The sequence below is a fragment of the Clostridium sp. CS1-1 genome, assembly GCF_056135525.1.
On sequence record NZ_CM148680.1, the window covers coordinates 2,807,481 to 2,822,928 of the forward strand.

At 31.8% G+C, this 15,448-nt stretch carries 12 protein-coding genes; 2 read left to right on the top strand and 10 right to left on the bottom strand.

The window, feature by feature from the left end:
• Positions 1 to 21: 21 nt before the first annotated feature.
• The 5 genes from AC0N0V_RS13230 to AC0N0V_RS13250 all read right to left on the bottom strand — a co-directional run bounded on the left by AC0N0V_RS13230 (position 22) and on the right by AC0N0V_RS13250 (position 4,947).
• Positions 22 to 405, bottom strand: coding sequence for a hypothetical protein (locus tag AC0N0V_RS13230; RefSeq protein WP_474458446.1), 384 nt, complete (start codon positions 403 to 405; stop codon positions 22 to 24).
• A 166-nt stretch (positions 406 to 571) separates the two neighbouring features.
• A complete protein-coding gene (locus AC0N0V_RS13235) occupies positions 572 to 1,624 on the bottom strand; it encodes an S-methyl-5-thioribose-1-phosphate isomerase (protein WP_474458447.1) in 1,053 nt (350 codons plus the stop codon).
• 65 nt (positions 1,625 to 1,689) lie between these two features.
• Positions 1,690 to 2,892, bottom strand: coding sequence for an S-methyl-5-thioribose kinase (mtnK, locus tag AC0N0V_RS13240; protein ID WP_474458448.1), 1,203 nt, complete (start codon positions 2,890 to 2,892; stop codon positions 1,690 to 1,692).
• A 1-nt stretch (position 2,893) separates the two neighbouring features.
• Positions 2,894 to 4,237, bottom strand: a complete 1,344-nt coding sequence (locus tag AC0N0V_RS13245; protein ID WP_474458449.1) for a Na+/H+ antiporter NhaC family protein — start codon at positions 4,235 to 4,237, stop codon at positions 2,894 to 2,896.
• Positions 4,238 to 4,356: 119 nt separating this feature from the next.
• The gene (locus AC0N0V_RS13250; RefSeq protein ID WP_474458451.1) at positions 4,357 to 4,947 is read right to left on the bottom strand and encodes a class II aldolase/adducin family protein; all 591 of its coding nucleotides are present in this window, start codon (positions 4,945 to 4,947) and stop codon (positions 4,357 to 4,359) included.
• A 467-nt stretch (positions 4,948 to 5,414) separates the two neighbouring features.
• Between AC0N0V_RS13250 and AC0N0V_RS13255 the strand changes: the two genes are divergently transcribed.
• Both AC0N0V_RS13255 and AC0N0V_RS13260 read left to right on the top strand, forming a co-directional pair.
• On the top strand, positions 5,415 to 6,185 hold the full coding sequence (locus tag AC0N0V_RS13255; protein ID WP_474458453.1) for a DeoR/GlpR family DNA-binding transcription regulator: 771 nt from the start codon (positions 5,415 to 5,417) through the stop codon (positions 6,183 to 6,185).
• A 52-nt stretch (positions 6,186 to 6,237) separates the two neighbouring features.
• On the top strand, positions 6,238 to 7,410 hold the full coding sequence (locus AC0N0V_RS13260; RefSeq protein ID WP_474458455.1) for an iron-containing alcohol dehydrogenase: 1,173 nt from the start codon (positions 6,238 to 6,240) through the stop codon (positions 7,408 to 7,410).
• A gap of 327 nt (positions 7,411 to 7,737) precedes the next feature.
• Here the strand turns inward: AC0N0V_RS13260 and AC0N0V_RS13265 are convergent, their stop codons facing one another.
• From AC0N0V_RS13265 to AC0N0V_RS13285, 5 genes are all read right to left on the bottom strand, one after another.
• Positions 7,738 to 8,178 carry an SRPBCC family protein gene (locus AC0N0V_RS13265; protein WP_474458457.1) on the bottom strand — a complete coding sequence of 147 codons (441 nt, stop codon included), beginning with the start codon at positions 8,176 to 8,178 and terminating at the stop codon, positions 7,738 to 7,740.
• Positions 8,179 to 8,635: 457 nt separating this feature from the next.
• Entirely contained in the window at positions 8,636 to 12,244 is a 3,609-nt protein-coding gene (locus AC0N0V_RS13270) for an SIR2 family NAD-dependent protein deacylase (RefSeq protein WP_474458459.1), read from the bottom strand.
• Positions 12,245 to 12,650: 406 nt separating this feature from the next.
• Positions 12,651 to 13,538: a 3'-5' exonuclease gene (locus AC0N0V_RS13275; RefSeq protein ID WP_474458460.1), complete on the bottom strand. Its 888-nt coding sequence runs from the start codon at positions 13,536 to 13,538 to the stop codon at positions 12,651 to 12,653.
• Positions 13,539 to 13,906: 368 nt separating this feature from the next.
• Positions 13,907 to 14,485 carry a dihydrofolate reductase family protein gene (locus AC0N0V_RS13280; RefSeq protein WP_474458461.1) on the bottom strand — a complete coding sequence of 193 codons (579 nt, stop codon included), beginning with the start codon at positions 14,483 to 14,485 and terminating at the stop codon, positions 13,907 to 13,909.
• A gap of 353 nt (positions 14,486 to 14,838) precedes the next feature.
• Positions 14,839 to 15,180, bottom strand: a complete 342-nt coding sequence (locus AC0N0V_RS13285; RefSeq protein ID WP_474458462.1) for a zinc ribbon domain-containing protein YjdM — start codon at positions 15,178 to 15,180, stop codon at positions 14,839 to 14,841.
• Positions 15,181 to 15,448: the final 268 nt, after the last annotated feature.

Sequence of the window (15,448 nt, forward strand, 5' to 3'; positions counted from 1 at the left end):
TTAACCATCTCCCTAAAATTTTTAGTACTTATCTATTATATAAGATAAACTCATACTTTGCCATATAGAAAAAGAGGCATAGAAGCACTTCTTAATGAAAAGTGCCTCTATGCCTCCTTTATATTTCTTATATATAATATTTATACTGTTTTTAGCATTTATTTCTTTTAACTTAAAAGTTCTTTCGCACACAGCCCTGCTAAAGGTTTCTTTAATAGACCCTTGGTCTACATATATTAAAATAGGCTCTAATGGCATGATTTTTTCAGCTAAACTATTGATATAACTCATAGTAATCTCTTTTGGAGAGTTATTTCTGATCATAGTCACTGTTACCGGATTTTGAATAAAACAACATTCAAATACAACAACTTTATTTGATAAAACCCCAGTTTTGATTATCATATTCTAAACTCCCTAACAAAGCCAACTTTAGCAAACATTCTACGTCCCCCTGAAAATTTCCCAAGTAACTTACAACCGAGGTTTCTTGAAAAAACTGCTGACAAAATATGTTTGTCAGCAGCCTGAAATACAAAATATATTTACCAAAACTTCATTCTTATATATCCTAATAAAACTTTTGAGTCTTAGTTTCAAAGTATCTTTTTAAATCATAACTTGAAAAGATTCCTTTATCTGTTACAATACCACTGATTAAGTTAGGTGGTGTAATGTCAAACGATGGATAAATCCCCTTAACTCCATCTAATGTGTTTTTCGTACCACCATAGAATAGTACTTCTTTAGGATCTCTTTCTTCTATAACAATATCAGAGCCTTTTTCTTTATCTTCATCTGGTATTCCTGTTACGAAATAAGGTATTCCGAAGTGTTTTGCTAAAATAGCAATTTGGAGGGTTCCAATTTTATTTGCAATATGGCCATCCTTAACTATGGTATCTGCAGCAGAGGTAAATAGGTCTATATTTTTATTCTGCATGGTATATGCGACCATATTATCGGTTATAACTGTTGTATCAAACCCCATTTCGCTACAACAACTGGCAGTTAATCTAGCTCCCTGTAAATAAGGTCTCGTCTCTGCACAATAGATTTTTATTTGATTATTACGTTTTCTTGCCGCCCTCAGCATCATTCCTATGATTGTTTCTCCAAAACACTGAGTCATGATACTTCCATTCATAGGGAACATATCAGCAAGATATTCCCCTACCTTCTCCATGATAGAATAACGTCTATTTAAAGACTTTATGGTTGCATTAAAAATACCCTCTGAGGCATCTTTGCCTTCTGATAAAGCCCTCTTAGCAGTTTCTAAACAGCTTTTTGTTATAATGCTCATGCGATTTGCTGTGGTAGGTCTGGCATGAGAAATATCATATGCTGCTCTCTCAAGAAACTCTAACTGTACTGCTTCACTTTTTCCTCTTGCTTCAAAGGCTGCAAGTGCCATACCCATACCAGCAGCGGTATAGGGACCGGCACTCTGAGTCACCATATCCTTAATTGCCTTTGCTACCTCTTTATAGGTATTACAAACAACAAATTTAATTTCTCTTGGGTAAATTCTTCTATCTAAAATACTTACCCTACCATTTTCATACCAAGCTACATTTTCGTAATGCAGCATAAAAGCTAAGTCTTGATCCATTCTTTCCATTTTATATCACCTTTTTATCTTTCAAGACAACTATAAGGCTGCCTTGAAATTTTTTATTTATATTCTTAAGACAGTATCAATTTAAATTCCTCGGTTATATCGCTTCCTTTAGTAAACCTGTATCTATTCATTATTAAATTAATACCCATTTTAATTAAAGCTCTCTCTAAAGGAATTCTTTGCTCTAAATTTTTTACACTAGTTACCTCAAGGACTTTAGAATCTCCTACAACTCGTCTAATTATTTCTGTACCAGCATAGCCAAAAGAATCAGCTAATACTTCACTTAAATAGTGACCTTTAAAATAGGAGTTATATAAATTAAAACTAACTAGAGCATCATACCTTTCCGAAACCCTTTTCGTGAAGAGATCAACTGTATCCTTTATTGCCTCTTCAATCCAGCATAAAAATTCTGAATTGCTACGTTCAGTGTAGTATTTATTAGCCCATGCAAAGAATAAGTTACCTATTACATTTCCCACATCATATCCCATTGGTCCATAAAAGGCAAACTCTGGGTCAATTATTTTAATTCCTTTTTCATTGGCAAAAATAGAACCTGAATGAAGATCTCCATGAATGAGTGCTTGGGCATGGTTCATAAACCCATCTCTTAAAATACCAACCTCAGCCTTTAGCTTTTCATTATTATATAAGTTGCTTTCAGCGAAGCTCTCGTTTTCCTTTAGAATTATATTCCTATTTTTATAGTTATAATAAGGTTCTGTGAATACTAAATCTTCAGTAATATCACAAAGCTCCTTATTTGTAAATCTAATTACTCTTTCCTTTTTGTCTGCTCTATCAATTACTAAATCCGTAGTTGGAAGTAATGTGTCTGCTAAAAAAGTAGATATATTATCAGCCAAATGATGAAAGGTTTTCCCGATTAAGAGTTCCGTTCTTAAATTTTTATAGTCTGATATATCCTCCATGGAAAGAGCGCACATAGTTTCGTCATAGTAATAAATTTCAGGTACAAAAGAATGAGCTAAAGTTCCTTCTATTTTTAAAATCTCAGCTTCAATTCTATTACGATTAATATCTAAGGGCCTTCCAGAAGATCTTAAAAGCTTATCAGCTTGTTTTATGATTAATGACCTACCAGTTTTAGGATTCCAAATCTTAAATACATAGTTGATATTCCCATCTCCGATTTCTATAGCTTCTAGCTCTTCTTCAGGTTTGAAATAACGTGTTACCTCTTTAGAATAAATTTTTGCTTCCTCTGCATTCATTAAAAAATGTTCAGAATATCTACTCATATTACTTTCCTTCACCTTCTTCTACCTCTGCCATTTTTCTTGGTTGAAATTTAGGCCATCCAATTAATATGAAGAAAGTTCCAAATACAAACATAAGCATACAATACCATACATAAGGCATAATAGACATTGGGGATATCTTTGCAAGTCCAGCTGCAACTAACATTTGACCTGCGTAAGGAAGTAGTCCGTTAAAGGCAGATGAGAATAAGTCAAGAATACTTGCTACCCTTTCTCTTGCTATTCCAAATTTATCAGCTATGTCTCTTGCAATAGGACCAGTGGCAATTATAGAAATTGTATTGTTTGTAGTAGCAATATCCATTAAGCTTACCAAAGCTGCAATACTTAGCTCTCCCCCACGTGCTGTTTTGGTTTTTTTCGTTAACTTTTCAAGCAACCAATCAATTCCACCTAGGTAATTCATTAAACCTACCATACCTCCTACAAGGATTGCAATGATAGACATATCCTCCATCCATGTCATACCTGTATGGATAATGCCAAAAGATTGTACTAAACTAAAGTCTCCGTGAATAATTCCTATAAGCATACCTGAAACAACACCTAAAGTCATAACAAACATAACGTTCATGCCAGCTAATGAAAGTATAATAACTAAAACATATGGAATAACGTTTACAATATTATAGTTATGTGCAGCTGCTAAATTAAGAGCTGGTGCATGCTGCATAGACAAAATAATTAAATTAATCACAACGGCAGGCAAAACCATAAGTATATTAGCTTTGAACTTAGCTCTCATAGGTACATCCTGTGTACGTGTTGCAGCTATAGTAGTATCAGAAATAAATGAAAGATTATCGCCAAACATTGCTCCACCTATAACTATACCGCATACTAAAGGTAACCCAAATCCAGTTTTATGTGCAATATCAACAGCTATAGGAGTTAATGCTGCTACAGTTCCCATAGATGTTCCCATAGCAAAACTTAATATACAACCTATTATAAATAATCCTGGTAAAATCATATTGGTAGGTAATATTGTAAGTCCAATATTTGTTACAGATTCTACCGCATGCATAGAATTTGCCACACCATAAAAGGCTCCCGCTAATATAAAGATAAGCACCATTAAAATAAGTGTTTGTTCACCACCACCATCACAATACATATTAACTCTTTCATCAAAAGTTGTTGGTTTTTTTTCTCCAGGTTTTCTTAAAGCTAATCCAATACCTGAAGCAATTAAAATTGCTACCATAAGAGGCATGTTATCAAAGTTCCTTGTGAAAACTCCTGTGCTCATGTAAATAACTAAGAAAGCAATAAGCGGTATTAGTCCTAAAAAGTTACCTTTTCCCTTTGAATCATTATTCATAATCTAAATCTCCTTTTTATAAAATTATTGTATTCCTTTAACAATTATTAAAGATTTATAAATAACATCGGGTTACCAAAGGTTATGTTTTAAAACTTCTCTTTATTAAATATTAAGCATTACTCAAGTATTATTGGATTACCTGAAGTTTTTGCATAGTAGTATATTTTTGCTGCATCCTCTACATAGGTACTTGCGGTATAGGCTTCTTCCATATTTTTGCCACAACTAATAGTACCATGATTTGCTAAAAGACATGAATTAGATTTTTCTAAGTAAGGAATTATAGATTCTCCTAATTCGAGAGAACCTGCAGGTTTAAATGGCGCTACCTTAATTTCTCCACCTAAGAAAGGTTTCATTTCAATTAGAATTAGAGGAATATCTTGCCTGTTCACTGCGAAACATGTGGCAAAAGGCGAATGTGTATGAACAATTGCATTAATATTAGGGTATTTTTTATAAACCTCTAAATGCATTCTCCATTCTGATGATGGCTTTTGACCTATCTTTTTAGGTATACCGTTTATATCAATTTCCACAATATCATCCTCTGTCATTAAACTATAAGAAAGTCCGCTTGGTGTAATTAAGAAATCTTCATTATTCCCATTAAACTTCCTCATACTTATATTGCCACTTGTTCCAGCTACCAACTTTTCCTCATATAACCTTTTGGCAGCATTCAATACAATTTCCGTTTCTCTCATAACCAACCCCCCCTTTATACATATATATTACAAACACCACAATATATTCCACATCCGTTCAAAAGTCAACAGATTTGTGAGGGATTTTTTTTGTTTTTTAACGAATATGTTGATTTGTTTTTATTTATGTTATATAATATTGTTGTATTCTTTTACAATTATGTAATTTATTAACACACAAGATTTGAGTTAATTTTGAGGTCTTATAAAAAACAGTTTAGTTTTACATTTAAAAATCCTATTCAAATTTCCACTTCATTAATTTCAATACAAATGTTTTAGAATTATTTTTAATTTCATTTTAGGCCTTAAAATCTTATGGTTAGCGCAAACGCATTTCGAATACTTACTCATAAACTTTAAGTTATTTATTTTCAATAGTAAAACATTATACTACGATTAATCTATGAATTACAGTGTTCTAAAATGTGCCAATTTACAACATTACTATAAAGGAGAAGATACCTATGCTCAAAATTGATAGACATAATAAAATTGAAGAGGAGCTTAGATCTAAAGGCAGTGTCTTAATATCTCAACTGGGTGAAAAATTATGTGTTAGTGAAGAAACTATACGTCGTGATTTAAAGGAAATGGAGCAAGCAAACAAACTCTGCCGAATCCATGGAGGCGCATACTTACCTGAGACTTATACTAAAGGAATTCCTATACAACTTCGTGAAATTTATTTTGTGAAGGAAAAAGAACTTATGGCAAGTCACGTTATTAAATTTTATATAAAAGAAAAAGACTTTATAATGTTAGATTCCAGTAGTACCTGTTTAACACTTGCTAAAGAATTATTGTCAACTAATATGAGTCTTACAATTATAACAAATTCATTAAGGATTTGTAATCTATGTAATGACACACCTTCAAATATTAAATTGATATGTCCTGGTGGAACGCTAAACGCAAGAAACAGTTCCTTCGTGGGCTACAAAACTCTCGATACATTACGATCTTTTATTGCGGATAAAAGCTTTATTAGCTGTCCTTCTATTGACATTAATCATGGTCTTGTAGATAACAATGACGATGAGGGAATGGTCAGATCTTGTATGTTAAAGCAGTCTCGTGAGCATTTTTTAATTGTTGACCATACAAAGTTTTCAGAATCTACAAATGTTATATTTGCTAATTTAAGCAGTGTAGATGTTATAGTTACTGATAAAAACCTTACACCTGAATGGGAAAGAAAATGCTTAGATTTGAATATTAGAGTAGATTACATTTAACATTGGGTATTTGTCACCATAGTTTTACAATCCTAATTATAGGAGGTTTATTATGATAAATTTTAAATATTACAATCCCGCAAAAGTTATATTTGGCGATGGTGCGGAAAATGAAATCGAGAATCTTTTGAAAGAGTATAAAGTCAACTCATTACTTTTAGTTTATGGTAGTGGTTCTATAAAAAAGCTAGGAATACGGGATACTGTATATTCAACCTGTCAAAAATTAAATATTGCTTTTTATGAAGGCGGAAATGTAGTTCCTAATCCTAAAATAGAGCTTGTTCGGGATTTGATATCCCTAGGAAGATCCAAGGGAATAGACTTTATATTAGCTGTAGGTGGTGGAAGCTCAATCGATACTGCCAAAGCTGTATCAATTGGAATTCCTTATGAAGGAGATGTATGGGATTTTTTTGATGGAACAAGTGCTATAGAAAAAGCATTGCCAGTAGGTGTTATTACTACCCTTCCTGCCAGTGGGTCTGAAACCTCAAACTGTTCAATTATTTCTAATGGTGTTTTAAAAGTTGGAGTGGAAAGTGATTTAATCATTCCTAAATTTGCTATTATGAATCCAAGATTCACCTTGGGGCTACCTCAATATCGAACATCATGTGGACTGGCAGATATTCTCTCACATTTACTGGAGCGATATTTTACAAATACAGAAAATGTAGATACAACTGACTTCTTACTAGAAGGCGCTATGAAAGCTTTAATTTTAAATGCTCACCGTCTTATGGAAGATCCAAATAACTATGACACACGTGCTGAAGTTCAGTGGTTAGCATCGATTGCTCATAACAATCTCCTTGATACAGGAAGAGTTAGCGATTGGGGCTCTCATAGGATAGAACATGAACTAAGTGGGCAATATGGAATCACTCATGGTGAAGGTATGGCTGTTGTTCTAGTTGCCTGGACTCGCTATATGGCTTCAGCAGATCATAAGCCAAAAAAACTGGCTCAACTTGCTAACCGCTTGTTTAATATAGATTATCACGACTATACAGAAGAGAAAATGGCCTTAATACTATCTGATAAATTGAAGGAATTTTTCCAATCTCTTAATTTAAAGACAAGTCTTACAGGGTTAAACATTACAAATGAACATTTTGAAGAAATGGCTCTTAGAGCTACTCAGGACAATACATGCACTGTAGGTCACTATTTACCGTTAGACAAGGATAGAATTGTAGATATACTATGTTTGGCTCAGTAGTTACGTAGGTGACAAAAATTAACGATATATACTTGTTAAAGTTTTCTAAACTTGCAAACTCCAGTAGTAAGCATTACTACTGGAGTTTGCTTCTACCTCTCTCTCAACCGAACAGCGGGTGGTTTATTGTTTAATCTGCTGAGCGACATCAGCAGGCTAAAACTTATAATCAACTGCCCATTATTAGCCTACTGGGCAGTTGTACTAGTCCTTTCTAACCCTAAATTCACACTTAAACGATGCGGTGTTCCAGTAAATTATTCAGCTTTTACAGTTAAGTCGTTAAATCCTAACGTTGCGAATCAACATAATAAGAATGTGCAATAATTAGTTATAAATATTATCTTCAACTGTTTGTTTTAATCCTTTGAGAATAATGTCCCAGTTTTCACAAGTTCGATTAAATATTTCTTCTGTTTTAATATTGTCTTGAGTAACTAAAAGTAAAGTATCTTCACCTTTTTTCGTTAATTCATAAGTTATGTTTGCATAATTTTCTGGTTTATCTTCCAAACCAGAGAAAGGAGACCAAAAAGCATATTGGAAAACTTTATTTGTTATTAGTTTTGAAATTAATCCCTTGTCCTCATAGATATTCCCTTCCCACTCTCCTCTAAAAATTATAGGACTTCCGATTTTCCATTCAGAAATTGCTTCAGTACCAAATAAATATTGTTTTATCAATTCAGGATTTATCAAGGCGTTCCAAACTTTAGATGCATCAGCATTAATTTCAATTTCTTTCTTTACAACCAATTCTTTATTCATAAGTAATTACTCCTTTAATTATTTTTATTTAAATCTTTTGACTTGTCGCAACTTTAGTGTCCCTACTTTTATTACTTCCTATTTATGTACAATAAATTACAATTCCGTATTAACTTAGTATATTTATTTAAGCATAAATATTAATAAATATAAAGCCTGTGTCATAAGTCAACACAGACTACTGCTATATTAATTATGGAAATATTATGCTTATGTTGTCTATACCGACTACCCATTATTAGCCTAATGGGTAGTTGGATAACTAAAAAATCGATATAATAAATATTCCACAAACCGGAAACTACTTCCCTCCCCTAGAGGTCTTAGGAGATGATTGAAAATCATCTCCTTTCTAAAACCCCCATTATTATTTGCTTTTGCTGAGCTCAAAATAAATATATTCATAATTTCAAAGCAACTATATCTTGTCCATTTTTATCTTTAAATAATCAAGTACCTACTTACCTACCCCTTTCCAAGCATTCCTAACTTCATTGAGTGGCGAACTTTTAAACCTATTTACTAAGGAAGCTATTTCATCAGGAACAAGTATTTTATTATTGATTAAGGCTTTATAGTATTTTTTAGTCAGGTTTGATAGATTAAACATCGCATCAAGGTAATTTTTGTTTATTTCTTTTATAACAATTTCATAAATATCTAAACATTCTTTTAAGGATTGAGTAATCACACTTCCAAACTCATCCGTTAAGAATATTTTTCTATCTATTATTTGCGGTAGATGTAGTAAGATAGAGCTACTGTTCCTTATATCCATATATTTCAAGGCAGTGAAAAGTCCTTTTAATTCATCTACAATTCTTATATCATTATCAATTAATTCTCTGTATACCAAAACAATATCCAATGCGGTAAAAGCTTGCAGGACCTCCTCCGCTGATCCAGATAAGATTTGTCTTATAATCAATTCATAAATACTATTTTTTCTTTTAAGCCTTAAACTTTCAATTATCTCAATACTTAAAATGGTAGTCTGCGTCTCTGCAAATAGCATTTTAATTTTACCTACCCATTCTTGTTCAATCTCATTATAGCAATTTGAGATGGTAGCCTGTGTTATTAGCATAGCTACTAAATCACTTAACCGTAAAAATCTTTTTTTAGCTTCTTCCCCAGTTCCAAATATGTCAAATCCGAACTCAAAAAGCTTCTTTTCATTATCTAAGTAATCATAAATGTAAGCTAAAATTGAATTAACTAACTCTTCATTCCAAGTAATTTTAGAGTGATCCCTTTTCGCGAAATCAGAAACGATGTATACACAATTCATATAAGAGCGTATAAGCCCATCTACATTTGCAAACCCATGTATTGTACCTCCCTCAACACATCTTGGGAAGTTAGGTTTCTTTAAAAAGTTGACGTATAACTCTTCAAAACATATGGTAGCTTCATGAGGCAAAGTCTCCCATAAAACTATCGAATAAATTTTTGACTTTGGAAAACCATACTCATCAACTTGCCCCCAAAGCGCTTTTGAAACAGACTCATGGTATCCTGAAAGTCCTTTGTACTCATTCAACAAAACAATTTTTGATATACCATTGTCTCGAGTATCTATATTGGGATTAGATATTTCTTGTATGGCTTTGAGCACCAGTTCTTCTGGAACTTCGGTTTCTATGATATCCGCACTTATGTCATGAAAATAGTTAGTAATAGGAATATTAAAACTCGGCAATTCAAAAATTTTCACTAATGATTTCTTTAATATTTCTGAATTAAAGCAATATGACAAGCGAGCCAAGATACCGCGCATATCACTATTGTATACATTGTCAATTTTCGGTACTTTCTGAAAATTCCTTTCTAATAGCATTAATATTCTTTCATCATCTAAAGCAATACAAACTCTTGATAAAACTTCATAAATAATTTTCTGCGTTACGATCTTTTTAACCCGACTATAATTCTCATGTTGTTGAAAAGACTCAAGTAATACTATTAGCTGGTCAAATAACTTCTCAGCCCACTCCATGCTTGAAGTTACAATCATTTCCCTAGAAAAAAATCTATTTATAATTTCGTCATCATTTGTTCTTATAATGTATGCCCATTTCCATAACGGGTTCTTGCTGGTAGGAATTATTTCTTTAGCCGCTTTAGCTATAACCTCTCTATGATCGCTATATTGTGGTGGTAAACACAAATTGTCCTGTAATAATAGGTATCTAAAGGAATCTTCTGTTACATTCATTATTTCCTTTGGTGTAGTTCCATAACTATATGTATATGAATTTGGGTTAAAGGAACTCTGCTCTTTTTCTCTTTTATTTTCTGCCAAAAGCAAATTATTGCTTAGTGATGATTTTACATCATTGAATATCTTTCTTATATTATATTTATTATCGATAAAATTCTGATCTGAAAAATCATCTAAATTATTATATATATTTAGGGATCTAGAGCAAATATTCATGTAGCTAATTAACAAAGCAGTTTTATCTTCAGAGTATGACTTCTGTGCTAGCGAAGCTGAACCCCTTTTAAGCAAATCAAGTGCATTGTCATTCTCTCCAATTTGACTCATGATACAAGCTTTCTTAATTTGAACCTCATAAGAAATGCTCTCATCGATTTTTTTAACATAATTTAATGCCTCAGAATAGTCAAACTGTGAAATACTAAACTTACATTTTTCAATATAATAGTCAGCCTTCTGTTGAGCATCCATAAATGGCAGCTTTGATTCAATATCCTTTATTATTTTGATATGTTCTTGGTTCTCCCCATCTATACGATACATCTCTGCAAGATACATCATCATTTCAAACCATAAAGATCGGTAATTACTATACTTACTATTCTGAATTAATGTTTCGTACGAAAACTCCTCAACAAGTTCTTGAATCTTTCTTGCTTGATAATCATATAGTGGCATATACAATTTCCTAAGTAAAAACACAAAGTTGCCCATTAATATAAATTTATTGATATCATTTTTTTCCTGAGATAAATCCCTAAATTGATTGCTCAACTCTTTACTAAAACCTTTTAATTCTGTAAAAGGCAAAATCAAATATTTTGAAGCTTCTAATTTTGCCTCGTTTGTATACCTAATTAAAGTATCATAATATTTTTCATCAATTTTATCAGACAAAGATCTATATCTATATGGCATTCTTTGAAATATGCTCTTCTCATTCTTCCCGTAAGAATTTAATTTATTGAAAAACTTTTCAAGTGCGTCATAGTGGCGATTAGAAGACTTTTCATCAATTAAATATTCTAGATTCACCACTGAAATGTTCTGACTTTCAAGCAGCTTCTTTTCAGATTCACTCATATCACTAAATACTCCACATAAATAAATCTGTGGACAGCTTTCTCCCATATTATCTCTTAACCATCCAAGCCAGTTAAGAAAGTTTGGATCATCACCTGAAAAACCAATAAGGCAAAGCTGCGTTTCAAGCATGGATTGCTGAACAGTATTAACAAATGGAGCATATTTTATCGGATAAGTTCTATAATCTTCTTCACAAATTATGTACGGTTTTGCATTTGGTATGCTCCCATGCAATTTGGTGATTCTTGGATGCGTACTGCCAGGTAAATCATTCTGGCTTAATAAAATCTTATAATTCTTACGTACAGAAATATTATTAATCGCTCTTTCAAGCAGAGTATCATAGTTCGTAGTGAAAACATCATTCCAATTTAATTCTAATAACTTAAAATGTAAATCTCCAGGGATGAATTTCCCATCATCGATGTTCTCTTCAATAAATCGATCTAATTTATTTCTTCCAAAAACGACTTTAAACTCTTCTGCTAATTTTAAAACATTTTTCCCAGTTGTTTTTTTAATCATGTTTTTATCCCATTTAGCAATGTCATCTCCTTTTTCTGGGAAGAGATATAATGCCTCATACATTTTTCTAGCCAACTCTTCCCAACTTGGTGAGAATGAGTTTTCTGATAAGCTAACGGCATTTTTGGAGAAACCCGCTCCAACCATAACTGAAGCAGATCCGTACTGATTTGGATCATGTAATCTTTTAGCAATATCGTTAATATATGAATTCACTAATTCTGCACTCATCAATTCCACCTCACTTAAACCTACTTGAGGGTTACCTCTTAAGATATTTTTGTAAAGATATTTGTAAGTTATAATATCTTTAGTCCAGAGTTTATCATAAATAGAAAAAATGGGCTATCATTCTTTACAGAGTTTGTAGTGTTTATACCTCCCTTAAAAATTCCAGCTCATTTCACAGCTATATTTAAATCCTACCACACTGTTGCTTTTCAAATAGTCTTCAACAGAACTTCTTCTAGTAGCAAACTAAGTCGCAATATCATTCAGTAAAACCCCCACAGAAGAAGGCTTCTAGCAATTGATTTCATAACTTTACCTATTAAACAGCTTAAGTAAACACTACCTTTAAACTTCCCATTATAGACATAATCTACTCTTCATTACATACCCAAACTACTCCTCGCATTTACCTCACAAATAATCCTCTTATCCTAGAAAACAATCCACCTCTGCGTTCCTCTCTTGTTACAGCTACTAGCTCTCTTATCTCCTCACTAGTTGCCACATTCATATTTATCTTTGCTTTTATCAAATCATCTACAATAGCATTATCCACACTATAAGTGACCTTTAACACATCTCTAGCTCTAGTCATTCCAGCATAAAGAAGCTTCTTAGACTCCTCTATATTGTCTAGCAATCTATCATTAATACCACAAATAAACACATGCTTAAAGTCTAACCCCTTTATACTATGAATTGTAGAAATGCCCACAGTGCCAGTATCTAACTTAAACTTAGTTGTAGTGTTAGCTCTCTTACTAATAACAAAATAAGGTATATCTTTACTATTAAAAACTTCTTGTATAGTATTTAAATAATTTATATCCTTATAATTACTGTGAACATAAGCTACACAAATATCACCATAATCCACACCCAATTGTTTTAACTGTATAACATCCATTACAATTTTACTTATCTCTTCATTAAAATTCTCACAGTATATTAAATCAGGTTGTACACCTTCTCTTAAACTATTATCTGGTGTAATTATAAAGTTATTGTTTTCTTCATTTGTACCTTCTTTTAATGAACCATTAGATAAGAAAATGTGCGCAAAGTCTAGTATCTGTTTTGTATTTCTGTAGTTTTCACCCATTATTGCTGTTCTACCCGCTGCTTTTATTCTTACAACTTTAAGGGTATATTTTCTATTATATAAGTTATCATTAGATAGCTTTACTTCTCTATAATCATTTGGTAGGTTATATTTTAATATTCTAAATAACCTTTTTTCTCCTGAAGTAGCACTATCTAAAGAGTTTATGTCTTCTGGAATCATAACTGCCATGGTATCACCTCTTGAATTTGTTATAATGTCTTTAAAAACATTAATTGCTAAATTATGATTATTAAACCAACTATTCCCTATATTGTACCACATAAAGTGAAAAATTTGTATATTTATCTATATATCGGAATATAATGTAACACTTCTCAGTAGAATTACTAATTTAGGGATAGAAAACTTTCATAATTCTGATGAAGAAAAAGCCAGAATTTAAACCTCTCCTAAATAATACAAAGTCCCGGAACAGGCTGCTTGTTTGCAGCTTGCTCCGAGACCATTTAGTCTTATTTACTTTATTCACTCTTGAAATTGTTCTAGAATACATATATTATGATCCAAAATTCCCCTTTAAATATCGATACTTCTTACTATTTTACTATGTTCACCTTTTGTTGCTGATAACATAATTGAACAACACCTGAAGAAAATCTTTTAATATTAACAAGTTTAAGTCCTATTCTCTCCTTTATATCAACGAACAAAGGCTTACCCGCTCCCAAAACAACAGGGTGAATAGATAACCTATATTCATCAACAAGCCCTAAACTTATAAAATCTTTTATAATACTTGCTCCGCCATATAGCCATATATTCTTACCCTGCTCTTTTTTTATTTTTCTTACTTCTTCCTCTAAATTCTTATTTATTAGTATGGCATTTCCATCAACCTCAGTTATAGTTTTTGAAAAAACATATTTCCTCTTGCTATGTACTAGTTTCCATATTTCTTTTTCAGTATCAGAAACCTCGTCTTGTGGAATATATTGTCCCCATAGATCATAGCTTTTTCGTCCATACAAAATAGTATCAATATCATTTAAGAAATCACTAAAGCCCATATCTGGGTCCATGATACACCAATCAACTTCTCCATTTGCCCCCTCAATATATCCGTCCAAACTCACCGCCAAATCTAAAATTATTCTTCTTGATTCATTATTAAACATATTAATTTCCTCCTCCAAAATATTTCATTATAGTCCTAACTATAGGTTAAAGTAAAAGTTCACTCTACAACTTCATCTACATTTAAGGATTCCCTGTAATCCCTTGATATAAACTTTTTTCTCTATGCTAGCAACCTACTGCTGTTTTATAGCTTGACTTCATTTAGTAAATGAATCTTGTTTTTCATTCTTAAAAAATAGAAAAATACTGTAATCACTTTTTATTTTAATGTCAATAATATTTGCTTAGCCCTCTAGGAATACCTTCTTAGTTCATCAGCAAACATATCTATATATTTTTAAAATTCCATACTAAATAAAAAACTAGGCCCAGAGCCTAGTTTTATATGTATTTATATCTTCTTAACAAATTCAGATTTTAAGCTCATAGCTCCAAAACCATCAATTTTACAATCAATATCATGATCTCCATCAACCAAACGTATATTTTTTACTTTTGTACCCATTTTTACGACTGATGAACTTCCTTTTACTTTAAGGTCTTTGATTACTGTTACGGAGTCACCATCATTTAAGATATTTCCATTTGCATCTTTTATAACCTTTTTATCTTCATTATTTTCAGTTTCTGATTCTAAAGTCCACTCATGAGCACATTCTGGGCAAACAAAAAGACCTCTATCTTCGTAAGTGTATTCTGAATTACATTTTGGGCAATTTGGCAAATTAAGCATAATTTCATTTCCTCCATTTGTTATTGTTAATTCTAAAATATAAGAATTATTTTCAATTTCTCGTTACAATTTCGTAATAGTAATAATTACGAAATTAAAAATTTTAAAAAACTCATATGTAGTTATTTATACAATTATATACTATCATAATCTTCTTATATTGACAAATTCCCCTTCAATATAGCATTAAATACCTTTTAAATCCCAGCTTTAAAGAAAATTTAAAAGTGTGTGTTGAGTCTAATAATGATGTTATCTAAAAACAATA

What these genes read in the sequence shown, in the direction of transcription:
- AC0N0V_RS13230 (WP_474458446.1), bottom strand. Translation starts at nt 405, where the DNA reads ATGATAATCAAAACTGGGGTTTTATCAAATAAAGTTGTTGTATTTGAA.
- AC0N0V_RS13235 (WP_474458447.1), bottom strand. Translation starts at nt 1,624, where the DNA reads ATGGAAAGAATGGATCAAGACTTAGCTTTTATGCTGCATTACGAAAAT.
- AC0N0V_RS13255 (WP_474458453.1), top strand. Translation starts at nt 5,415, where the DNA reads ATGCTCAAAATTGATAGACATAATAAAATTGAAGAGGAGCTTAGATCT.
- AC0N0V_RS13250 (WP_474458451.1), bottom strand. Translation starts at nt 4,947, where the DNA reads ATGAGAGAAACGGAAATTGTATTGAATGCTGCCAAAAGGTTATATGAG.
- AC0N0V_RS13265 (WP_474458457.1), bottom strand. Translation starts at nt 8,178, where the DNA reads ATGAATAAAGAATTGGTTGTAAAGAAAGAAATTGAAATTAATGCTGAT.
- AC0N0V_RS13260 (WP_474458455.1), top strand. Translation starts at nt 6,238, where the DNA reads ATGATAAATTTTAAATATTACAATCCCGCAAAAGTTATATTTGGCGAT.
- mtnK (WP_474458448.1), bottom strand. Translation starts at nt 2,892, where the DNA reads ATGAGTAGATATTCTGAACATTTTTTAATGAATGCAGAGGAAGCAAAA.
- AC0N0V_RS13285 (WP_474458462.1), bottom strand. Translation starts at nt 15,180, where the DNA reads ATGCTTAATTTGCCAAATTGCCCAAAATGTAATTCAGAATACACTTAC.
- AC0N0V_RS13280 (WP_474458461.1), bottom strand. Translation starts at nt 14,485, where the DNA reads ATGTTTAATAATGAATCAAGAAGAATAATTTTAGATTTGGCGGTGAGT.
- AC0N0V_RS13270 (WP_474458459.1), bottom strand. Translation starts at nt 12,244, where the DNA reads ATGAGTGCAGAATTAGTGAATTCATATATTAACGATATTGCTAAAAGA.
- AC0N0V_RS13275 (WP_474458460.1), bottom strand. Translation starts at nt 13,538, where the DNA reads ATGGCAGTTATGATTCCAGAAGACATAAACTCTTTAGATAGTGCTACT.
- AC0N0V_RS13245 (WP_474458449.1), bottom strand. Translation starts at nt 4,237, where the DNA reads ATGAATAATGATTCAAAGGGAAAAGGTAACTTTTTAGGACTAATACCG.